The sequence below is a fragment of the Mesorhizobium sp. B2-4-1 genome (assembly GCF_006442185.1).
Classification (GTDB): domain Bacteria; phylum Pseudomonadota; class Alphaproteobacteria; order Rhizobiales; family Rhizobiaceae; genus Mesorhizobium.
In genome coordinates, this window is sequence record NZ_VFVN01000004.1 from 343,104 (window position 1) to 363,577 (window position 20,474).

General features: G+C 63.9%; 19 protein-coding genes. 5 read left to right on the plus strand and 14 right to left on the minus strand.

All coding sequences use genetic code 11. The features are described from left to right. Positions 1-98: 98 nt before the first annotated feature. Entirely contained in the window at positions 99-1,010 is a 912-nt protein-coding gene (locus tag FJ949_RS13365) for a LysR family transcriptional regulator (RefSeq protein WP_140496190.1), read from the plus strand. Here the strand turns inward: FJ949_RS13365 and FJ949_RS13370 are convergent, their stop codons facing one another. The 8 genes from FJ949_RS13370 to FJ949_RS13405 all read right to left on the minus strand — a co-directional run bounded on the left by FJ949_RS13370 (position 1,011) and on the right by FJ949_RS13405 (position 11,625). Then, positions 1,011-3,332 carry a Tex family protein gene (locus FJ949_RS13370; protein ID WP_140496456.1) on the minus strand — a complete coding sequence of 774 codons (2,322 nt, stop codon included), beginning with the start codon at positions 3,330-3,332 and terminating at the stop codon, positions 1,011-1,013. A gap of 121 nt (positions 3,333-3,453) precedes the next feature. Then, the gene (locus FJ949_RS13375; protein WP_140496191.1) at positions 3,454-4,632 is read right to left on the minus strand and encodes a serine hydrolase; all 1,179 of its coding nucleotides are present in this window, start codon (positions 4,630-4,632) and stop codon (positions 3,454-3,456) included. Between the two features lie 33 nt (positions 4,633-4,665). Then, positions 4,666-5,862: a serine hydrolase gene (locus FJ949_RS13380; RefSeq protein WP_140496192.1), complete on the minus strand. Its 1,197-nt coding sequence runs from the start codon at positions 5,860-5,862 to the stop codon at positions 4,666-4,668. 64 nt (positions 5,863-5,926) lie between these two features. Further along, positions 5,927-6,961 carry an extracellular solute-binding protein gene (locus FJ949_RS13385; protein ID WP_140496193.1) on the minus strand — a complete coding sequence of 345 codons (1,035 nt, stop codon included), beginning with the start codon at positions 6,959-6,961 and terminating at the stop codon, positions 5,927-5,929. A 23-nt stretch (positions 6,962-6,984) separates the two neighbouring features. Next, positions 6,985-7,785, minus strand: coding sequence for an ABC transporter permease (locus FJ949_RS13390; protein ID WP_140496194.1), 801 nt, complete (start codon positions 7,783-7,785; stop codon positions 6,985-6,987). Continuing rightward, positions 7,778-8,698, minus strand: coding sequence for an ABC transporter permease (locus FJ949_RS13395; protein ID WP_140496195.1), 921 nt, complete (start codon positions 8,696-8,698; stop codon positions 7,778-7,780). The genes FJ949_RS13390 and FJ949_RS13395 overlap by 8 nt, the downstream gene beginning before the upstream one ends. Further along, complete coding sequence (locus FJ949_RS13400) at positions 8,698-9,792, minus strand: ABC transporter ATP-binding protein (RefSeq protein WP_140496196.1); 1,095 nt, start codon at positions 9,790-9,792, stop codon at positions 8,698-8,700. Before FJ949_RS13400 ends, FJ949_RS13395 begins: the two co-directional genes overlap by 1 nt. A 153-nt stretch (positions 9,793-9,945) precedes the next feature. After that, on the minus strand, positions 9,946-11,625 hold the full coding sequence (locus FJ949_RS13405; RefSeq protein ID WP_140496197.1) for an amidohydrolase: 1,680 nt from the start codon (positions 11,623-11,625) through the stop codon (positions 9,946-9,948). Between the two features lie 246 nt (positions 11,626-11,871). Between FJ949_RS13405 and FJ949_RS13410 the strand changes: the two genes are divergently transcribed. The 4 genes from FJ949_RS13410 to FJ949_RS13425 all read left to right on the plus strand — a co-directional run bounded on the left by FJ949_RS13410 (position 11,872) and on the right by FJ949_RS13425 (position 15,533). Beyond that, entirely contained in the window at positions 11,872-12,525 is a 654-nt protein-coding gene (locus FJ949_RS13410) for a TetR/AcrR family transcriptional regulator (protein ID WP_140496198.1), read from the plus strand. A gap of 22 nt (positions 12,526-12,547) precedes the next feature. Then, entirely contained in the window at positions 12,548-13,579 is a 1,032-nt protein-coding gene (locus FJ949_RS13415; protein ID WP_140496199.1) for a histone deacetylase family protein, read from the plus strand. 476 nt (positions 13,580-14,055) lie between these two features. Further along, a complete protein-coding gene (locus FJ949_RS13420) occupies positions 14,056-14,766 on the plus strand; it encodes a helix-turn-helix transcriptional regulator (protein WP_140496200.1) in 711 nt (236 codons plus the stop codon). Continuing rightward, positions 14,763-15,533 carry a helix-turn-helix transcriptional regulator gene (locus tag FJ949_RS13425; protein WP_140496201.1) on the plus strand — a complete coding sequence of 257 codons (771 nt, stop codon included), beginning with the start codon at positions 14,763-14,765 and terminating at the stop codon, positions 15,531-15,533. Before FJ949_RS13420 ends, FJ949_RS13425 begins: the two co-directional genes overlap by 4 nt. On the opposite strand, the gene FJ949_RS13430 is transcribed toward FJ949_RS13425, so the two are convergent. The 6 genes from FJ949_RS13430 to motA are packed head-to-tail and all read right to left on the minus strand — an operon-like array spanning position 15,534 to position 20,372. After that, the gene (locus tag FJ949_RS13430) at positions 15,534-15,968 is read right to left on the minus strand and encodes a hypothetical protein (RefSeq protein ID WP_140496202.1); all 435 of its coding nucleotides are present in this window, start codon (positions 15,966-15,968) and stop codon (positions 15,534-15,536) included. Continuing rightward, positions 15,965-17,047, minus strand: coding sequence for a flagellar biosynthesis protein FlhB (gene flhB, locus FJ949_RS13435; protein ID WP_140496203.1), 1,083 nt, complete (start codon positions 17,045-17,047; stop codon positions 15,965-15,967). The genes FJ949_RS13430 and flhB overlap by 4 nt, the downstream gene beginning before the upstream one ends. A gap of 8 nt (positions 17,048-17,055) precedes the next feature. Continuing rightward, positions 17,056-18,069, minus strand: coding sequence for a flagellar motor switch protein FliG (locus FJ949_RS13440; protein WP_140496204.1), 1,014 nt, complete (start codon positions 18,067-18,069; stop codon positions 17,056-17,058). A 43-nt stretch (positions 18,070-18,112) separates the two neighbouring features. Continuing rightward, positions 18,113-18,499 carry a flagellar motor switch protein FliN gene (gene fliN / locus FJ949_RS13445; protein WP_140496205.1) on the minus strand — a complete coding sequence of 129 codons (387 nt, stop codon included), beginning with the start codon at positions 18,497-18,499 and terminating at the stop codon, positions 18,113-18,115. Between the two features lie 17 nt (positions 18,500-18,516). Then, positions 18,517-19,464 (minus strand): FliM/FliN family flagellar motor switch protein, encoded by a 948-nt coding sequence (locus FJ949_RS13450; RefSeq protein ID WP_140496206.1) that lies wholly within the window; start codon positions 19,462-19,464, stop codon positions 18,517-18,519. Between the two features lie 32 nt (positions 19,465-19,496). Then, positions 19,497-20,372 (minus strand): flagellar motor stator protein MotA, encoded by an 876-nt coding sequence (gene motA / locus FJ949_RS13455; RefSeq protein WP_140496207.1) that lies wholly within the window; start codon positions 20,370-20,372, stop codon positions 19,497-19,499. Positions 20,373-20,474: the final 102 nt, after the last annotated feature.

The following is a 20,474-nucleotide window of genomic DNA, read 5'->3' on the forward strand; positions in this document are numbered from 1 at the left end:
TCGATCCTTAAAAACGGGTGAAGTCCGGCTTATCGGCCCACGGCCTGAAAAAATCAAACGAAATTGCTTCACCGATCAATGAGCGTTAGGAATAGATCATGAGCGTCCAACGTCGTCTTTTGCCTAACATCAACGCGCTTGCCGCCTTCGAAGCGGTGGCCCGGCTTGGCAGTTTCACCGCTGCAGCCCAGGAGCTGGATTTAACCCAGGGCGCCGTCAGTCGGCAGATCAGGCTGATCGAGGACCAGTTTGGCCGCCGGCTGTTCGAGCGCGACAGCCGCAATGTCCGGCTGTCGGCGGCGGGCGAAACCTACGCCGAAGTGGTCCGTTCGGCACTTGGCCAATTGCGCGACGCAGCGCTTGGATTGATGAGTAATCGGCATAGCGGCATCCTGAACCTCGCAATCCTGCCGACCTTCGGCACGCGCTGGCTGATGCCGATGATCCCAGACTTCGTCGACAACAATCCCGACATCACCATCAACTTCGTCACCCGCGTCGGCCGCTTCGACTTCGCCAGAGAGCGGCTGGACGCCGCCATCCATTATGGCCTGCCGGACTGGCCCGAGGCAGACTCGACGCTGCTGGTGCGGGAGGTGGTGGCCCCGGTGGTGTCGCCCGAATTTCTCGCCGAGCGCTCCATCGCCACGCCGGCCGACATCGGCCGTCTGCCGCTGCTGCACATGGCGACGCGGCCTGGCGCCTGGACAGAATGGTTTGAGCATCAGGGCCTGAGCGCGCCGACCGGACCGGGTATGCAGTTCGAACAGTTCGGCACCGCCGCCCAGGCCTGCATGGCGGGTCTGGGCGTGGCTCTGCTGCCGCAAATCCTCATCTCAGGCGAGTTGCAGCGCGGCCAGCTGGTGCCCGCGCCCGGCCAGCCTATGCACAGCCGCAGCGCCTATTATCTAGTCGTCCCGCACGACAAGCGCGGCCATCCGCCGGTCGCGAGTTTTCGAGATTGGCTGACGAGCCAGGTTGAAAAGGACCCGGCTGTTCTGGCGTGGTAGCTACTTCCGCTTCAACGCATCCGCCAACGCCGCGCCGAACGCACCTTGCTGTGGCGGCCGCTCCGGCTGGCGCTGCGGCGCGGGCGAGCGTGGCGCCGGCCTGCCGCCGCCATTGTCGCGCGGGCCGCGCGATGCGCTGCCCTCGCCACCATCCCTGCGCATGGAAAGCGCGATTCGCTTGCGCTTGATGTCGACGTCGACGACCCGCACCTTGACCACGTCGCCGGCCTTGACCACCTCATGCGCGTCCTTGATGAAACGGTCGGCCAGTTGCGAAACGTGCACCAGCCCGTCCTGGTGGACGCCGATGTCGACGAAGGCGCCGAAGGCGGCGACATTGGTGACGGTGCCTTCCAGCAGCATGCCGGGCTTCAGATCCTTGATGTCGTCGATGCCATCGGCGAAGGTTGCCGTCTTGAAGCCGGGGCGCGGATCGCGGCCGGGCTTTTCCAGCTCAGCCAAAATGTCGCGCACCGTCGGCAGGCCGAACCGCTCGTCCACGAAAACGCGCGGATCGAGCGCCTTCAGCGCCGCACTGTCGCCCATCAGCGAACGCACATCGCGCCCGCAGGCGGCGACGATCTTTTTGGCCACGCCGTAGGCTTCCGGATGCACGGCCGAGGCGTCGAGCGGCTCGGAGCCGTTCGGGATGCGCAGGAAGCCGGCGCATTGCTCGAACGCACGCGGCCCGAGGCGGGAGACCTTGAGCAAATCCTTGCGGCTGGCGAACGGGCCGGTGGCATCGCGATGCGCGACGATGGCGTCTGCGAGCGACGCCCCGAGCCCTGAAACCCGCGCCAGAAGCGGCGCCGAAGCCGTGTTGAGATCGACGCCAACCGCGTTGACGGCGTCCTCGACCACCGCCTCCAGCGAGCGGCCAAGCCGGTACTGGTCGACATCGTGCTGATACTGGCCGACGCCGATCGATTTCGGCTCGATCTTGACCAGTTCGGCCAGCGGATCCTGCAAGCGGCGCGCGATCGACACCGCACCGCGCAATGATACGTCGAGACCGGGGAATTCCGCCGCCGCCGTCGCCGAAGCCGAATAGACCGAAGCGCCGGCCTCGCTGACGATCACCTTGAGCGGCTTCGGCCCGCCGTCGGAAGGCATGTCGGACAGCATGTCGGCCACCAGCTTCTCGGTTTCGCGGCTGCCGGTGCCATTGCCGATCGAGATCAGCTCGACCTTGTGCAGGCGAACGAGCTTGGCGAGCTCCGCCTGCGTGCCACGCACATCGTTCCTGGGCGGGAACGGATAGACCGTTGTCGTCGCCACCAGCTTGCCGGTGCCGTCGACCACCGCGACCTTGACGCCGGTGCGGATGCCAGGGTCGAGCCCCATCGTCGGCCGCGATCCGGCGGGGGCGGCGAGCAGCAGATCCTTCAAATTGCGGGCGAAGACGTGGATCGCCTCTTCCTCGGCCCGTTCGCGCAGGTCGCGCATCAGATCGAGCGTCAGGTGCAGGGATAGTTTTATGCGCCAGGTCCAGCCTGCGACCTCCATCAGCCAGCGATCGCCCGGCAGGCTGCCGCCGATGGCGTAGGCATTGGCGATCATCCGCTCTACCGGCTTCACCGGCGAAGAGTCGTCGGCATCGACCTCGATGTCGAGCGACAGCACCTCCTCGTTGCGGCCGCGCAGCATCGCCAGCGCGCGGTGGCTCGGCACGGTGGCCCAGCGCTCGACATGGTCGAAATAATCGGAGAATTTCGCACCCGCCTCCTGCTTGCCGTCGACCACCCTGGCGCGCATGAAGGCGCGTTCCTTCATGTAGCTTCGCAGCTTGCCGACCAGGTCGGCATTCTCGGCGAACTGCTCCGACACTATGTCGCGCGCACCCTCAAGTGCCGCCTTGGCGTCGGCCACGTCCTCGGTCAGATAGGCCAGTGCGAGTTCCGCCGGCACCAGCGAGCGGTCGGCCAGGATGGCTTCCGCCAGCGGCCCCAGCCCACGCTCCCGGGCGATCTCCGCCCTGGTGCGGCGCTTGGGCTTGTAGGGCAGATAGATGTCTTCGAGCTCGGCCTTGGTGACGGCGGAGGCGAGCTTGGATTCAAGCTCGTCGGTCAGCTTGCCTTGCTCCCGGATCGAGCCAAGGATGGTGTCACGCCGCGCGTCGAGCTCACGCAGATAGGCAAGACGCTCCGACAGCAGGCGCAATTGCGTGTCGTCGAGCCCGCCCGTCACCTCCTTGCGGTAGCGCGCCACGAACGGCACGGTCGCGCCTTCGTCGAGCAGCCCGATGGCAGCGGCGGCCTGTTCGGGCCGCGCTGTGATCTCGGTCGCGATAATGGCTGCGATGCGCTTGATGTCGGATGCCATGCCGTTCCTGCTCTTCTCGAAAAGAGCGGCGACCATAGGCGCAGTTATCCTGCCCGCCAACCTTCGCGGTTTCACCGGCGACAGAGGTCCACAGGAAAGCGCGCCCTAATGTTGCGGCCGCTCAGACCATCCGGCTCAGCGCTTCGAAGAATACGACGATCTCGAGATCGAGCGGATCGTCGACCGGCTCGGGCTGCGACGACATCTTGGCGATCACCACTTCCGTCCGGGGGTCGACATAGAGCCACTGGCCATGGATCCCGATGCCGCAATAGGCCCCGTTCTCATGTCCTGTCTGGTACCATTTGTTGCGGTAGCGGCCCTTGGGAAACAGCGGCAGCATGGCGCCACGCTGCCAGGCTTCAGAACTGCCGCCGGTTACCGTGGTGTCTCGCACCCAGGCCTCGGGCACGATGCGGCGGCCATTCGCAGTGCCCCCTTGCCGCATCATCTCGCCGACGCGCGCCAGATCGCGCGGCGTCACCGAGATGCCGCCGGCAGTGCGCGCCGTGCCCTCCATGTCGACCGCCACCGAAGCTTCGCCGGCAGCACCCAGCGGCAGCCACAGTTTCTCGCGCATCAGGTCGGCGAAGCGCTGGCCGGACGCCCGTTCGAGCAGCAGGCCAAGCAGGTCGGAATTGGGGGACCGGTAGCGGAAGGTCTGGCCATGCGGCTCGGCGAGCCGCTGCAGTGTCAGGAGGAATTCACGCAGGCTTTCCCTGCCGCCGCCCGGGTTCCACAAGGTGGCGCGACGGTAACGAGCAAAGGCGCTTTCGGGATCGAGGTAGGCCTCCTCGAAATCGAGGCTGACACTCATATCGAGCACATGCCGCACGGTAGCCTCGCCATAGGCCGAATCGCCGGCTTCCGGTATGTAGGCCGTCACCGGGGCTTCCGGATCGAACACGCCCTCGCCTTCCAATATGCCGGCCATGATCGCGGTCACCGACTTGCTGATCGAAAAGATGATGTGGCGGGCGCCGAAATCCATATGCGGCGCAAACCAGTCGCCGACGATCCTGCCGCCTCTCATGACGGTCAGCGCATCCGTGTGCGAGCGGCTGAGAAAAGCCGCGACGGTTTCCGGCGTGCTCGCCACCGCGATCTTTTCGTCGAGCAATCCGCCGAAATCCTCGGCCGGCGCCTCGTTGACCGGCAGGGCGGCGACACGCGCGCTCGGCACCAGCTCGCCGACGTTCTGGAATGACCATCGGTTGAACGGATTTTCCCGCCAGTTGGCGAGCAGCACCTGGTTGCGGCGGAAGCCGTAACGGGTCTCGAACGCGGTCTTGCCGGTCATGGCATTTCCTTCCAGGTCGTGTCTTGTGGGGGTTCAGCTCAGCGCGGCGGCGATGGCATGCACGGCCTTCAGCGTCGCCATGGAATAGGCGACGTTGCTGAAATCCGGCCAGCTCGAAAGCTTGACCACGACCATCCGCGTATTCCAGTCGATGTGGATCATCTGCCCGAACACGCCCCGGCACATCAGCGCCCGCGAATGGGGATTCTCGATCCAGAACTGGTTGCGATAGCTGCCCTCTGGCAGGCTCGGACTGAAGCCCGGCCCGTGGCTGCCGCTGCGCGTCGCCTCGATCCAATCGGCCGGCACGATGCCGCCGCCATTATCGAGGATCAGCTGGCCGAAGCGGGCATAATCGCGCAGCGTCGCGTTGAAGCCGCCATCGGCCAGCGCGTAGCCGGCGCTGTCGACGGTGAAGCAGGCGCTTTCATCGGCGCCGAGCTTTTGCCAGAGTTCTTCCGAGACCAGTTGCGCCAGCCGCTTGCCGGTCACCCGCTCCAGGATGAACGCGAGCACATCGGTTTCGACCGAGCGGTACTCGAATGCCGCCCCATGTGGCCGGACCGTCTCCGTCAAGCCCAGGATCAGCTCGAACATGTGCGCGGGCCAGCGAAAGTCCGGGTCGCTGCCCGGCGGCACCGGCTTCCAGCCGGTGGCGACATCGACCTGGCCTATGTCGGAATAACGGTCGTTATATTCCTCCGAGAAACACACGCCCGTCGTCATGTCGAGCACGTGCTGGACTCTGGCGCCGGCCCACCCGGTTGCCTTCAATTCCGGCAGGTAGTCCGTCACCGGCCTCGCCGGATCGACCAGCCCGCGCCCGGCCAGTATGCCGAACACCGAGCCGGTGACCGACTTGGCCATCGACTGCGACAGATGCAGCGTGCGCTCGTCCATGCCGTTGAAGTAGCGCTCAAAGGCTATCTTGCCGTCCTTGAGCACCAGGAAGCCATCCGTATAGGTCTCGTCCAGCAGGCCCGCGAGCGTCGTCTTCCGTCCCGTGCTGTCCTCGACCGGCAGCCCGTCGAGATCGACCTCGGCGCGTTCGAGGCGGTGACGGTGGCCGTTGCCGCGCCAGACTTCGACGGTCGGCAGAATTTCCCTGATGTGCTGGAAAGCCCAGCGGTTCCAGGGCGGCCTGTCCCAGTCGAGCCTTGGTGGCACCATGGCGGGCGGCGAGCCCTGCATGATCGGCGGCCGCGGATCGCTGTTGCGATAGGAGTCCATGAAAGCCATTCCCGGAAACGGAAAAGACCCGGCGGCATGTGCCGCCGGGTCCGTCATGCGGCGATTACTTCTGCAGTTCGGTCCAGATCTTGGTGTAAAGTTCCTGCGTCTCTGGCGCGCACATCTGCTGCAGTTCGCCAAGCGGCTTGGCGTCGGCCGGAATGACGACTTCCGGCGCGTCCTTCATGTCGGCCGGCATGTACTTGTCCGAACCGGCGATGGCATTGGCGTAACGATGGAAGGCCGAGAGGCCGGCCGCGTTTTCCGGATCCATGATGAAGTTCTGGAACAGCTTGGCGTTCTCGACATTCTTGGCCTCTTTCAGGACGACGACGTTGTCGCTCCACAGGCCATAGCCTTCCTTCGGGTAGTTGAAGTGGATGGCCGGGTTGGCGAGGCGCTGACGCAAAGCCGAGCCATTCCAGTCGCTGGTTGCCTTGAAGTCGCCGGCGCCCATCTTCTCAATGGTGTTGTATTCCATGGCGATCCAGTTCGGCTTGGCCGCCACCAGCAGGTCACGTACTTTCTTCAGCACCGTCTTGTCGTTGGTGCATTGCTGGCCGCCGACATACTTGATCGCGGCGAACATCACGTCGCCCATCTCCGGTACGACATTGACCTTACCCTTCAACTCGTCAGGCGTGTTGAAGATGATGCCCCACGTGTTGGCCGGGCCCTTGTAGGCGTCGGTGTTGACGACGACGCCGATCGTGCCCCAGGCCCACGGAACCGTGTATTTGCGGCCCGGATCGAACTCAGGATTGGCCCATTCCGGCGCCACGTTTTTGAAGTTCTCCATCTTGCCCGGATCGGTTTCCTGAACGAGGCCTTCCTTGATCCAGATCGGTACATAGGTCTGCGAAGGCACGGCAATGTCGAAACCGGTGCCGCCCTGGCGCACCTTGGCAAGCGCGGTATCGTTGGAATCGTAGTCGGTGATGGTCACCTTGACGTTGTATTTGGCTTCGAACTTCTTGATCACGTCGGGGCTGGTGTAATTGCCCCAATTGTAGATGTTGAGCACGCCGTCGGCGCGGGCAAGGCCCGTCGAAGCGAGCAACGCCAACCCCATGGCGGACGCCGTTGTCTTCCAGTTCATCGTTTTAACTCCCATTATCGGTTTCAGTCTCGTTTCCTGCTGACAAAGAAAAACAACGTGACGATCGCGACCGAAAGCAGCAGGAAGGCGGTCGATATCGCGTTGATCTCGGGTGTGATGCCGCGGCGGATCTGGCCGAGCATGTAGGTGGGCAGCGTGTCCTGGCCGCCCGACTTGACGAATTCGGTGATGACGACGTCATCGAGCGAGATGACGAAAGCCAGCATCAGGCCGGCGAGGATGCCGGGCCACAAAAGCGGCAGCGTGATGCGGCGGAAGGTCTTCCACGGCGTCGCATAGAGGTCGGCGGCGGCGCGTTCCAGCGTCAGGTCCATATTCTCCAGCCGCGCCCGGATCGGCAGGTAGGCAAACGGGATGCAGAACGCCGTATGCGCGGCGATCAGGTAGCCAAGGCCGGAATAGCCGGTGAAGATCTTGATGCGCGAGAAGAAGATCAGCAGCGCCACGCCGGTGACGATTTCGGGCACCATCAGCGGCTGGTTGATGGCCGCGTATTTGAAGGTCAGCCCGGGATAGGGCGGTGTGCGCGTGGTGGCGAGCGCGGCCATGGTGGCGAAGATGGTGGCAAGGGCCGCCGCTATGGCGCCGATCTGGAAGGAACGCATCGTCGCATCGATGACCTGCGTGTTCTGCCAGGCCGACTGGAACCATTTGAGCGAAAACCCGCCCCATTCCGAGGTCGAGCTCGCCGCGTTGAAGGCGTAGATGACCAGCACGATGATCGGCAAATAGAGCACGACGAAACAGGTTGCCGCGATGGCGGTGAAGCCAGGCTGGTGCTTGATGGAGAAATTGCTAGCCATGACGCACCCCCGACTTGCCGGCGTTGCGCACATAGGCCAGCAGCGCCACCATGACGATGATCATGACCGTGATCGACAGCGCCGAGCCAAGCGGCCAGTTGCGGCCCTGTCCGAACTGCAATTCGATCAGGTTGGACAGCATCATGTTCTTGCCGCCGCCAAGCACGCTCGGCGTCACATAGGCGCCAAGGGCCGGAATGAAGACCAGGATGGAGCCGGCGATGACCCCGGGTTTGACCAGCGGGAAAATGATCTTGCGCAGCACCTTGAAGCGCGTCGCGTAGAGATCGTAGCCAGCCTCGACCAGCCGGAAATCGAGTTTTTCCATGCTTGCATAGATCGGCAGCACCATCAGCGGCAGGTAGACATAGGCCATGCCGATCAGGATCGCCGTGTCGGTGTAGAGGATCTGCACCGGCGCCGAGACGATGCCGAGCTTCAGAAGGATGGTATTGACGATGCCTTCGTTGCGGATGATCTGCAGCACCGCGAAGGTACGGATAAGGAGGTTGGTCCAGAACGGAATGGTGATCAGGAATAGCCAGAGATCCCTGGTCTTTTCACTGCGCGTCGCCATGAAATAGGCGGTCGGGAAGCCGAGCGCCAAAGTCGCCAGCGTCGTCACCACCGCGAGCTTGATCGAGCGCAGGAAGATGGTGACGTGGGCGGCCGCGAGCGACAGCGTGTCGTCGAAAATGTCGCGTTCCATGAACACCGACACCCAGGCTTCCGGCGAAAATTGCCACTTCACGTCGCCATAGGCGCCGGGCGTCAGGAACGAATAGACGAGCACGATTAGCAACGGGCCGGTCGCGGCGAGCAGAATGACCAGCAGCGCCGGCGCTGACAGCAACCAGCGGTCGCGGACGTCGCGCCGCTCCGCTGCCTTGGCGACTTCTTCGGCGGTGGCCATCAGTCCCTCAGCACTTGCGCGGCGTCGTTGCCGATCAGGATGCCGACCTTGTCGCCGCGCTCGAAACCGCAGCCGGCGCTGCGCGTGTTCTGCTGGCGCACGGTGAAGGCTTCGCCGCTGTCGAGCTGGACATGGATATGCGTGTCGGTGCCGAAATAGACGATGTTGTCGACCCTGCCCGCCAGGTCGCCCTTGCTCTTGGTCAGCTTGGCATGCTCCGGCCTCACCACCACGGTGGCGTTGTCCTTCGGCTGGAAACCTTCGGCGACGGTCGCCTCGATGGTGGTGCCGGATTTGAGCGTCGCGCGCGCCTTGCCGTTGCCGGTGCCCGATATGGCCGCGGTGAGAAAGTTGGTCTCGCCGATGAAGTCGGCGACGAAGCGTTCGGCAGGCTTGTCGTAGATATCCCAGGGCGAGCCGACCTGCAGGATCTTGCCCGACGACATCACGGCGATGCGGTCCGACATCGTCAGCGCTTCTTCCTGGTCATGGGTGACGAAGATGAAGGTTATGCCGGTCTCGTGCTGCAGCCGCTTCAACTCGATTTGCATCTCCTTGCGCAGCTTGTAGTCGAGGGCGGAGAGCGGTTCGTCGAGCAGCAGCACCTTCGGTTGCGGCGCGAGCGCCCGGGCCAGCGCCACGCGCTGCTGCTGGCCGCCGGAAATCTGGCCGGTGCGCCGGCCCGCCAGCGCCTCCATCTTGACCAGCTTCAGCATCTCGGCAACGCGCGCCTTGATCTGCGCCTTGGGCTTGCCCAGCATCTCCAGGCCGAAGCCGATATTGTCTGCCACCGTCATGTGCGGGAACAGCGCATAGGACTGGAAGACGGTGTTGACCGGCCGCTTGAAGGGCGGCAATGGCGCGATGTCCTGGCCGTAAAGCAGGATTTCGCCGGCGGTTGGAAAGTCGAAGCCGGCGATCAGCCGCAGCAAGGTGGTCTTGCCGCAGCCGGATGGTCCCAGCAGTGTGAAGAATTCGTTTTCGCGGATGGATACCGAGACTTTGTCGAGGGCAGCGACCTGCCCCTCACCCGATCCGAAAATTTTGCTGACGTTTACTACTTCAATCGCATTCCGATCCGGTTTGTCCGGCACGATTACGCCTCACTGTTGACCCCGCTCTTGCTGGCGGAGCTTTTCCCCTGTTGGATGTGACCACACGGCCGATGGGTTGGCAAGTCCGGCATTGAATCACAGTTCAGTCGGTCATTTCAGTCCGCCATTTCAGCAGGCAAGCCGCATGCCATGTCAGGCCTGGTAGGTGACTTTGCCGCCGCAGATCGTTGTTACCGGGCGCACCTTGTGCAGGTCGGCCGGCATAGTCTTTTCGATGTCGGCCGACAAAACCACCAGATCGGCCATATAGCCCGGCTTCAGCGTGCCCTTGCGGTGCTCGGCGAATTCGGCATAGGCGCCCTCGACCGTGTAGGCGGCAAGCGATTCACGCAGCGAGAAGCTCTGGTCCGGATCGCTTGATGCCCATGGTTTGCGCATCACTGCCGCCTGGATGCCCAGGATCGGATCGATCGGCGACACCGGCCAGTCCGACGCGAACACGACATGCGCGCCGGCATTCTTCAGGGTGCGCCAGGCATAGCTCAGCGGCCAGCGCGCCGGCCCGATGCGCGACACAGTCGGCTCCAGCGGAAAATCCATGGCGCCGGGCGGATGCGGCGGCTGCATCGAAGCGATGGCGCCGAGTTCGGCGAAACGCGGCACATCAGATGCGCCGATGACCTCTATATGTTCGACACGATGCCGGCTGTCGCGCTTGCCATTGGCCTTTTGCGCCGCCTCGTAGCCGTTGAGGACGGCGCGCACCGCGCCGTCGCCGATCGAATGCACGGCGATCTGCAGGCCGCGCCTGTCGACGGCGACGGCGAGATCGATGAATTGCTGGGGCGTGAACAGTGGTTCACCCACCCAGTCGGGACGGTCGGCATAGGGCTCGATCATGACGGCCGTCCAGGAATCGAGCACGCCGTCGTAGAACACCTTGACCATGCCTGACGACAGCCACTCGCCATTGTAGCGCTCGGCCATCGCCGAGGCCTTGTCGAGTATGTCGAGCGTCATGAAATTCTTGTAGTGGAAGGGTATCTGCACCCGGCAGGACAGACCCTCCTCGGCCTCGATCTCGGCCAGCAATTCGAGCTGGTAGAGATTGCCGTCCATGTTCTGGATCGAGGTGATGCCGTGGCGCGCGCACCAGGCGAGCCCGCGCCGCATGATGTCGCGGTCGGCGGCGCGTTCTTCCGCCGATGGCATCGGGTCTGGCTCGCCGCCCGTCGCCAGCCCGAGCCGCACCCGGCCCTCGCCGGCAAGATCGAGCACCGGGCCGAAAGCCTCGCCCTCGCGCAGTTCGCCATTGGCCAGGCCGTCGTCGCCCATGACGATCTCATTGCCGGGGCCAAGCGCGCGCCCATTCAGGATGCCGGCCATATCCAGCGCCCTGCTGTTGGCCCACATCGTATGGTGATCGGGCGCGGCCATGACGAAGGGCCGGTCCGGCAGGATCGCATCGAGATGATGGCGCGTCACTCGCTCGTCATCGAGCACGGTGTAGTCGACGCCCTGTCCGACCAGCATCTTGGCATCGGGGTGCGTCGACGCGTAGTCGCGGATCGCCTTTTGCAGCGCCTCGAAACCGTGGACGCCCGACAACTGGAGATGGGCAAGCTCGGCCGCGCCTGAAAACAGATGCATGTGGGCTTCGATGAAACCCGGGATCACCGAACCGCCCCTGGCGTCGATGACCCTGGTGGCCGGCCCCTTGAACTCTTCGATGGAGGCGTGGCTGCCGAGAGCGACGATGGCGCCATCCTTGACGGCAACGGCTTCGGCGGTCGGATTGTCATCGTCCATGGTCAACACACGACCATTGATGACGATCAGATCCGCCTTGTGACCCGCACCCGTGACAGACATCGCGACTCCGCGCTTTTGACTGAGACCGACAACCACTGCCCACGAGCTGCCGCTCCGCGGGAGGGGCGATGGGGAAAGATGATGCCGGCGCGCTGTCTTCGAAATTCCCCTTGTTATCCCCAAGGCAGCGTGGATAAAAGAATGCGACTAATCATTCGCGTTTGTCAACATGCGGAATTTGCAATGTATTGTGGACAACACTCTGCGCCGATGTTGGGACTGGGCGGGGAACGAGGACGTCAAGCCGTGAAGCGCAGTCTCGATCGCAAAACCAGGATAGCGCTCGAACCGCGCAAGCAGCCGCGCCAACAACGGTCGAGCAAGGTGGTGGACCGGATCCTCGACGCGGCGCTGATCCTGACCCGCGAGCAAGGCACAAGGACGCCGACCACGCTCGCCATAGCGCAGCGCGCGGGCCTGTCGGTTGGTTCGGTCTACCAGTACTTCCCCAACAAGGAAGCCATTCTCCTGGACCTCGCCCGGCGCTGGCTGTCATCCTTTCCCGAAGTGATCGCGAGGCGCATCAGGGTCGATCCGCCCACCAACCGCGAGGAGTTTCGGCGGGAGGTGCGCAGGCTCTTCACCGATACCTCCAGGCTTTATCTCGACAATGCCAGCCTGATGCCGGTGATCGAGGCGATTTCAGGCAACGCCGACCTGAGACCGATCCAGAACGAGTATGACGACCAGATCATCGCCCTCTATGCGGCGTGGCTGCGGCACGTGAACCCGGCTCTCGAAGACAAGGTCGCCAACCGGCTCGGCGTGCTGATGATGGAGGTCGGACACGCCTGCCGTCTTGTCGGCCTGAAAAGGGATCGCCGGACATACGACCTCATCGAGGACGATGTCGAAACCATGTGGCTCGCTCTGGTGACCCCCTACCTCAACCTTGACTGATTTCGCATTCGAGAGGAATTTTATGAAGACTGTCTATTCGCCGCTTCACGCCGGCCACGCCGGCCAGATGGAACTGGTCACATCGGCGATCGTGCCGGGTTTCGAAAAACCCTCGCGCGCCGAGTTCATCAAGGCGCGGGTCAACAGCGAGAAACTCGGGCCGATCATCGCGCCGGCCGAGCATGATCTTGCCGCCGCCAAGCGCATCCACAGGGCCGACTACGTCGATTTCCTGCCGACGGTCTGGCCGCAATGGATCGCCGAGGGCCACACAGGCACAGCCATGCCCTTCACCTGGCCGACACGCGGCCTGCGCGGCGACGTGCCGCCCAAGCGCGTCGACGCCCTGCTCGGCTATTATTCCTTCGACGGCGGCGCCACCTTCGTCGAAGGAACATGGGATGCGATCAAGTCCTCCTACGACGTCGCGCTGACCGCCGCGGGCCTGGTCAAGGCCGGCGAAGCCTCCGCCTTCGCGCTCTGCCGTCCGCCCGGCCACCATGCCGGAGCCGGCTTCATGGGCGGCTATTGCTACATCAACAACGCGGCCGTTGCCGCGCAGTGGTTCCGCGACCAGGGGGCCAGCCGCATCTCGATCCTCGATGTCGACTATCATCACGGCAACGGCACACAGGAGATCTTCTACGACCGCGCCGACGTGCAGGTCCTCAATTTGCACGGCGACCCGATGGTCGAATATCCGTTCTTCCTCGGCCATGCCGACGAGCGTGGCGCCGGCGCGGGCGAAGGTTTCAACATCAACTATCCCATGCCGTTCGGCACCGGCTGGGACGCCTGGAGCGCCTCGCTGGAAGACGCCTGCGCCAGGCTCGCCGCCTACGCGCCAGACGTCGTCATCGTCTCGCTCGGCGTCGACACGTTCGAGAAGGATCCTATCAGCCAGTTCAAGCTGAAGTCGTCGGACTATCCCATGATCGGCCGCCGCATCGCCAGGCTCGGCCTGCCGACGCTGTTCGTCATGGAAGGCGGCTACGCCGTCGAGGAAATCGGCATCAATGCCGTCGGCGTGCTGACCGGCTTCGAGGGCCGGTGACACCGGCTGCCCGAAGCGCGGCAGCTCTCAGGGAAACCACGGAAAAGGGCGGCGTCAGCCGCTCTTTGACATCCTCTAGCCCCTTGGTGGGCGCGACCGAAACAGCCCCGGCCGAGAAGACTGGCTTGCACGGCTCGAACATTTTCACGCACCGAAACGTGCGAAAATCGGCGCCTGAGTCGCAGCTTGAGTCCACTCGATTCGATTTTGTCAAATCGCGTTTGATGTCAGATTCATCTACGGGTAGATTAGACCCGAATCAGCCGGTCCTCGGGGGGCGCGGCGACCACCCAAAGTCTCACGTGCCGGAATATTCCGGCGCCAGACGCGGACGGCTTCGCGTTCCCTGAATGGATTCCGTCTGATCGGGCGCGACCCCGCGCTTGTGTGTGTCTCGTAAATGTAACGCGTTTTCAGGTTCGGCGGCTGGCTCTCCAGCATCCGGACATCAGCATCGATTCCGGCCAAAAACAGCAATGAGCAGTCCCGCCGCGCTTCTTCAATCCGACACATTGGGCTCGCGCCTGACGTCGCGCGGCGATCTCACCAGCTTTTTCATGGAGTTGACCGCCGAGATCGGTGCCGACAGCTATATGCTGGTCGCCATCGTCCACGATCAGGACCGCAACGACGCGCGCATCGTCTCGTCCAACTGGATTTTCGACGCCATCGAACTGATCGGCAAGCGGCTAATCGCTGGCCTTGCCCAGGGCGCGCTCACCGTCGCGCCGGGCATGCGTCCAAGGCCGCTGGTGTCGGCGCAGGCACCACAGGCCGAGGGGCTGGTCTCCGGCGAAGAGGCACGTCTGCTCGACGTGCTCGGCCATGCCGAAATCTATTCGCTCAGGCTGAATGTCGGCCGCCAACGCCTGTTCGCGCTGTTCTCGGCGGCAGCCGCCGGTCGGATCGACCAACCGGCGCTGATGAAGGCGCAGTTGAAGTGCTGCTACGCGCTCTCGCATATTCCGCAACTGATCGCCGCCGCCGCCATGCAGGATCCGCTGTCGGACCGCGAGCGCGAATGCCTGTTCTGGGTCTCGGAAGGCAAGACCACGGACGAGGTTGCCGTCATCCTTGGCGTGTCCTCCAACACCGTCAACAGCTACATCACCCACGCCATCCAGAAATTCGCGGCCAGCAACCGCGCGATGGCCATCGCCACGGCGATCAGGAGCGGCATCATTTGAAACAGGCCGACGTCAAGCAGGCCGCCGAGGCCCTTTTTAACGACCAGCGCAATCCGTTCGGTGCCTTCTCGCTCGGCTCCGAAACGCATCACGCCGTGACCATTCCCGATGCTGTGCGGCGCTGCCGGTGGATCGCCGTCGACATCAATGCCTCGGCCTTCGGCCTGTTCTTCGTCAGCCCGTCGCTCGAGCGGGCGCGGCTGGTGCCGTGCTTCGATTCCGACTATCCCGGCATATCGGTGGCGACCAAGTTCATCTCGGGTGCCAATGGCGAGGAGATCGTGCGCCATAGCAGGATCTCGACCGAACCGCGCTGGTGGACGGATGACGGTGTGGCGGCCATGAGCGAGATGTTCGGCGGCCTTGCTTGGACCGAGCAGATGGCGCCGCTGGCGCCCGGCAGCAGCGGCATCGCCTTTCCCGTCCACGCCGATCGCGGCCAATGCGGCCTCGTCGTCTTCCTCGGCTCGGAGATCGCCCTGCCGCAGGACGCGCTCTATGAAATCCACGCCCGTTGCTTTTCGCTGTTCGCCGCTGTCGCCCGCATGCGGCCGGGCGATGCCGGCAAGACGCGCGCGATCTCCAAGCGCGAGCTCGAATGCCTGAAGCTGACCGCCAACGGCAATACCAGCGAGGAGATAGCGCGGCTGCTGAAACTGTCGGTGCATACCGCCAACCAGTATCTCACCCAGTCGACCCAGAAGCTCAACGCCGTCAACCGCAACCAGGCGGTCGCCAAGGCGCTGCGGCTCGGCCTGATCGAATAGTTAGAACGCCAGCGGCTCGACCTTGCGGATACGCGCCTGTTCGACCACCGCCTCGAGCAGGGCGGTGTTGTGCTCGGGGTCCTCGCCGGGCTTTTCGAACGACACGTAGTTGACCGCGACCGAGGCGCCTTTTTCGCTCAGCGTCAGCTGGAAATAGACCGTGACGCCGGGCGGCCGAAGCTCGAGATCGAGCACGATGCGCGGGCTGCCGCTCCAGTCGACATGCGCCTCGCCGCCATGGCCGAGCCTCAGCGTGCCCGGCTTGAAGAACAGTTCCGCCGCGGAATCGACCAGGTCCGACAGGCAGGCGAAATGCTCCAGCCGGATGAAGGCGATATAATCGGCGACATCGATCAGCCTGAGCTCCGCCACGACTTGCTCGATGGCGCTGGCGACGATGATCTCGCGGGAATTGGCGTGCGGTTGGCGGTTCATGAAATCTGTCTGCGCTCAGCCTTTTTCGAGTAGACGATCCGCACCAGTTCGGCGACGGCCTGGTAGAATTGCGACGGGATCACACTATCGACCGAAACTTGCTTGTACATGGAGCGGGCGAGCGCCACGTCCTCGAAGATCGGGATGTTGTGCTCGCGCGCGATTTCGCGGATCTTGAGCGCCACCAGATCCTGCCCCTTGGCCAGCACCAGCGGTGCCGAATCCTCGTCGCGCACATATTTAAGCGCGATCGAGAAGTGCGTCGGGTTGGCGATGATCAACGTCGCGCGCGGCACCGCCGTCATCATCCGCTTGCGAGCGCGGTCGCGCGCCAGCGAGCGCAGCCGCGACTTAACGATCGGGTCACCCTCGGACTGCTTGAACTCGTCCTTGACCTCCTGCTTGCTCATGCGCAGGTCCTGCTTCCAGTGGAAGCGCGACCAGACGATGTCGATCGCCGCGATCAGGCCCATGACGAAGACGATCGCCACCAGTATGTCGACCGCGATGCCGCGGATGACGAGGCCGAAGGCGACGGGATTGGTGATCATGCCGGCGAGCAGCTTGCGGTGATCCTCGGACAGCGTGAAGGCGAGCACGACGATGGCGAAGCCCACCTTGCCGAGCGCCTTCAGGAACTCGACCCAGCCCTGCACCCCGAACAGCCTGTTCCAGCCCTTGACGATCGAGATGCGCGACAGCTGCGGCCTGATGCGTTCGCCGACGAATTGCGGCATGTTCTGGAACACCGAGGCACCGACGCCGGCGATGGTCAGGAGCACCAGCAGGCTGAGGATGGCACGGCCCACCTCCAGCATGACGATCTTGTAGAGCGCGATGACGTCGGTCTCGGTGTCCATCGGCCAGGCTTCCGGCTTCTCCAGGAACATCGACAGGAACATGCCGAGATCGACAATGGCATCCTTGGCGTAGAAGACGGTGAACACCAGTATGGCGACGAAGGAGGCCAGCAGCGCGGTCTCCCTCGAATGGGGCAGCTTGCCCTGTTCGATGGTGTCGCGGATCTTCTTTTCCGTCGCTTCTTCGGTTTTGGAATCCTTGTCGACCGCCTCTGCCATGATCGGCCTTAGGCGGCGGCGTTCTGGGTCGCGGGAAGCTCGAACGCGCCTTCGCGCGCCAGCCGGATTGTCGTCGTCACGATCGTCTTGCGCGCCGCCATGATGTCGGCGAGGGGAACCCCTTCGGATCCTTGTCCGAGTTCGGCTTCGATCATGCGCCGCGAGCGCGCGCCGATCGCCGACAGCGCCGCTTCGGCAAGGATCGCCGAAGTGCCGCGCAGCGCCAGCGTGACCAGTTCGGTCGACAGCCCGTCGAATAGAAGCACGCGCGCTTTCTGGGTAAGCAGCGGCAAATCGTCAAAGGCGAACAGCCGAGCCCGGACGCCGTCGAGATCGGGCGTGCCGGCGGCCTCCAGGTCCTGCATGACCTCCTCGAGCAGCGGCTTGTCCAATTCGTTGAGAACGCTGGCGACGCGCGCCTGTCCGGCCGATGTATCCTTGGTCGCGGTTTCCGCCAGCACGCTGGTGCGCAGCCGGTTTTCGACGATCCTGCTGGCGGCGTCGGGAACATTGGCCATCGTCACCATGCGCTTGATGATCTCGCCGCGCGTCGGCTTGCTCAACGTCAACAGCACGCTCGCCGCCGCCTGCGGCGCCAGCTTCGACAGCACCATGGCCGCAGTCTGCGGATGTTCACCGGCCAGGAAAGTACCAAGCCGCACCGGCTCGAGCTTCTCGAGCTCGGGCCAGATCGGCGGCGGACCTTCCGGCGCAACCTCGAATTTCTTGTCACCCATGATCGCGCTCATCTCTTCAGGTGACAGCGATTCATTGAGGATGGTGTCCATCCTGTCGGCGGAATCGAGCAGTCCCGCCCCTTCGGTGAACTCCGCCTCGAACTCGGCGACGATGCGCTCGAGATCGCCTTGCGGAATGGTCCTGAGCAGCCGGGCGCCCTCGATGAGCGCCTTCAATTCCTCCTGCTTGAAGAATTTCAAGAGGCGGCTGGCCGACGGCTTGCCCATCGCCACCAGTATGGCGGCCGCCTTCTGCGGACGCGTCAGGGAAAGGGACGTCGTCATGCCTTTCGCTCCCGCTGCCGCCGGCAAGACCCGCGACGCATCTTCACGCGCCCTTCGTGCCGGCGATGATTTCGGTCAGCCTGATGCCGAAGCGCGACGGGTCGCTTTCGAGCACGGTAATCTCGCCGCGCGCTATTCTGCGGCCGTTGACCACCACGTCGACTGGTTCGCCGATGCGGCGGTTGAGCGCCACCGTGGAGCCCTTCTGCAGCGCCATCAGGTCGGACACCGGCATCTCGGTGCTGCCGAGGATGATCTGGACGTCGACGGGGATGTTCATGATGACGCTCGAATTGGCAGCGGACGCGGCCTTGAACGCGATATCGGGGCGCTGTTCCTCTTCATGCAGAACCCCGCGCAATTCCTCGATGGCGCGGTCGAGCTGCTCGTCCGGCTGGTCGATTTCGGCTTCTGCCTTGGTCTTGGCCATGCATCGTCTCCAAAAGCTCAGGCGTGCCCGGCACCAGCCGGCATGAGCCCGTCGATAAAATCCTGTCCGGCATCATAGGGATGCTTGATCCGGACGGTGTAGTTCTGTCCCAGCTTGCCGAACTCGCATACGAACAGCGTCTTGCCGCGCGCGCCGAGACGCGCTTGCGATTGCGCCGTTTCCTCGAATTCGATGATCTGGCCAATTTCGAAATCGGCAAGATCGCCGAGCGTCAGTCGGGCCAGCGGCATGGTCGCCTCGAGCGCTACCGTGGAGCGCATCACTTCTTCCGAAAAGCGCGCGCGCCAGCTGGCGCCCTGGTCGTTCTCGCCGCCGGCAGCAGCGCTGTCCCGGCTGGCCAGCACGACACGCTGCGGCATCGTCACCGTGACGGTGCCGCTGTCGGCCGGCGTCGAGATGCCGAAGACGATGCGGATTGCAGCGCCGTCGCGCAACACGTGTCGTTTGGCTTCGGTGCCCGACATCGCCCGCGGCACTGGCAGGCGCAGGTCGAGCGACCGTCGTCCCGATCCGTTCAATGCCTGCGCGACCTGCTGGAACATCATGGTCGAAACATCGACCTCGATCTGCGACAGATCACGCTCTATCGGCGATGCCGGCATCTCCGGGTCGCCGCCGAACAGCGTGCAAAGCGTGACCGCGATCGCCGGCGCATCGATCACCAGGGTCATGGCATCGGAGGACGTGGCTGACGAAACGATGGTCATGGCAAACGTATCGCCGGCACGGGAGCGGGCCTCCGCGACGCGGCTGACCTCGACCCCCCTGAGATCGACGGTGACCGGAACTCCAAGCTCACTGGTCAGGCTCTTCTGCAGCAGCGGCGCAGCGCGCTCTGCCATGCCCCGGCCGGCGCCGATGACCTGGGCGGCCTCGCCGCTGTCGCCGACCAGGCGCTCGATGATCAGGGAGCGCGCTTGTGAGGGACTGCCGGGACTGGTCATGACAATGTCGGCACCGATCTGTCGCGCATCGCTCAGGCGGCCCTTTTCTCGGCGGAGCCGGTGTTCATCGTGCTCTGCTCGACGGCGTCGATGGTCGGCCGTTCATAGGACGATATGGTCTTGCGGCCGAACTCGATCGCCACCTGCGGCAGGGCGCCGTTCATGTAGGCGAGCAACGTCTGCTTGACGATGATGTAGAGCCGGTTCTTCTTCTCGCGCACCGTCTTGATCTTGGTGGCGACGGGCCCGACCACCGCGTAAGACAGGAAGATGCCGAGGAAGGTACCGACGAGGGCGGCGCCGATCAGGCCGCCAAGGATTTCCGGCGACTGGTCGAGCGCGCCCATCGCCTTGACCACGCCGAGCACGGCGGCGACGATCCCGAGCGCCGGCAGGCCGTCGCCGACCGCCACCAGCGCGTGGTAGGCTTTCATCTTGTCGGACTTGATGGTCTGGATTTCCTCATCCATCAGCGCCTCGATCTCGTGCGAACGGGCGTTGCCGATGATGATGATCCGGCAATAGTCGCAGATGAAATGCGTCAGGTCGTGGTTCTTCAGCACGGTGGGGAATGCCTGGAAGATCGCCGATTCCTCGGGATTGTCGATATGCGCCTCGACCTCGCTGCGCGACTTCGAACGCAGTTCACGCATCAGGCTGTGCAGCACGCCGAGCGTTTCCAGATAATCCTGCTCCTTCGGCACGGCCTGCTTGAAGGCTTCGAGGATGCCCCTGCCGGTGTCCTTGACCGTTTTCATCGGATTGGCGACGAGGAAGGTGCCGAGTGCGGCGCCGCAGATGACCACCGCTTCCCAGGGCTGCATCAGCACATGCAGATGCCCGCCCATGGCCATGAAGCCGCCAAGGACGCAGCCGAGCGTCACCACCAGTCCAATCAGAATGCCCACGAGAGGTCCTTCCGCATTTCAAGTCAGGTGCAAGGGATAGTCCCCGTGCCTTGTGTGAGGCTTGAATCGGAGCGGCATCGAGCCGATCGGCGCGATTCAGTT

Bases quoted from the DNA above. Each gene is read 5' to 3' on its own strand.
- FJ949_RS13420 (WP_140496200.1), top strand. From the start codon at position 14,056: ATGAGCAGTCCCGCCGCGCTTCTTCAATCCGACACATTGGGCTCGCGC.
- FJ949_RS13450 (WP_140496206.1), bottom strand. From the start codon at position 19,464: ATGACCAGTCCCGGCAGTCCCTCACAAGCGCGCTCCCTGATCATCGAG.
- FJ949_RS13390 (WP_140496194.1), bottom strand. From the start codon at position 7,785: ATGGCTAGCAATTTCTCCATCAAGCACCAGCCTGGCTTCACCGCCATC.
- FJ949_RS13380 (WP_140496192.1), bottom strand. From the start codon at position 5,862: ATGGACTCCTATCGCAACAGCGATCCGCGGCCGCCGATCATGCAGGGC.
- fliN (WP_140496205.1), bottom strand. From the start codon at position 18,499: ATGGCCAAGACCAAGGCAGAAGCCGAAATCGACCAGCCGGACGAGCAG.
- FJ949_RS13370 (WP_140496456.1), bottom strand. From the start codon at position 3,332: ATGGCATCCGACATCAAGCGCATCGCAGCCATTATCGCGACCGAGATC.
- FJ949_RS13405 (WP_140496197.1), bottom strand. From the start codon at position 11,625: ATGTCTGTCACGGGTGCGGGTCACAAGGCGGATCTGATCGTCATCAAT.
- FJ949_RS13415 (WP_140496199.1), top strand. From the start codon at position 12,548: ATGAAGACTGTCTATTCGCCGCTTCACGCCGGCCACGCCGGCCAGATG.
- FJ949_RS13375 (WP_140496191.1), bottom strand. From the start codon at position 4,632: ATGACCGGCAAGACCGCGTTCGAGACCCGTTACGGCTTCCGCCGCAAC.
- flhB (WP_140496203.1), bottom strand. From the start codon at position 17,047: ATGGCAGAGGCGGTCGACAAGGATTCCAAAACCGAAGAAGCGACGGAA.
- FJ949_RS13430 (WP_140496202.1), bottom strand. From the start codon at position 15,968: ATGAACCGCCAACCGCACGCCAATTCCCGCGAGATCATCGTCGCCAGC.
- FJ949_RS13385 (WP_140496193.1), bottom strand. From the start codon at position 6,961: ATGAACTGGAAGACAACGGCGTCCGCCATGGGGTTGGCGTTGCTCGCT.
- FJ949_RS13440 (WP_140496204.1), bottom strand. From the start codon at position 18,069: ATGACGACGTCCCTTTCCCTGACGCGTCCGCAGAAGGCGGCCGCCATA.
- FJ949_RS13365 (WP_140496190.1), top strand. From the start codon at position 99: ATGAGCGTCCAACGTCGTCTTTTGCCTAACATCAACGCGCTTGCCGCC.
- FJ949_RS13395 (WP_140496195.1), bottom strand. From the start codon at position 8,698: ATGGCCACCGCCGAAGAAGTCGCCAAGGCAGCGGAGCGGCGCGACGTC.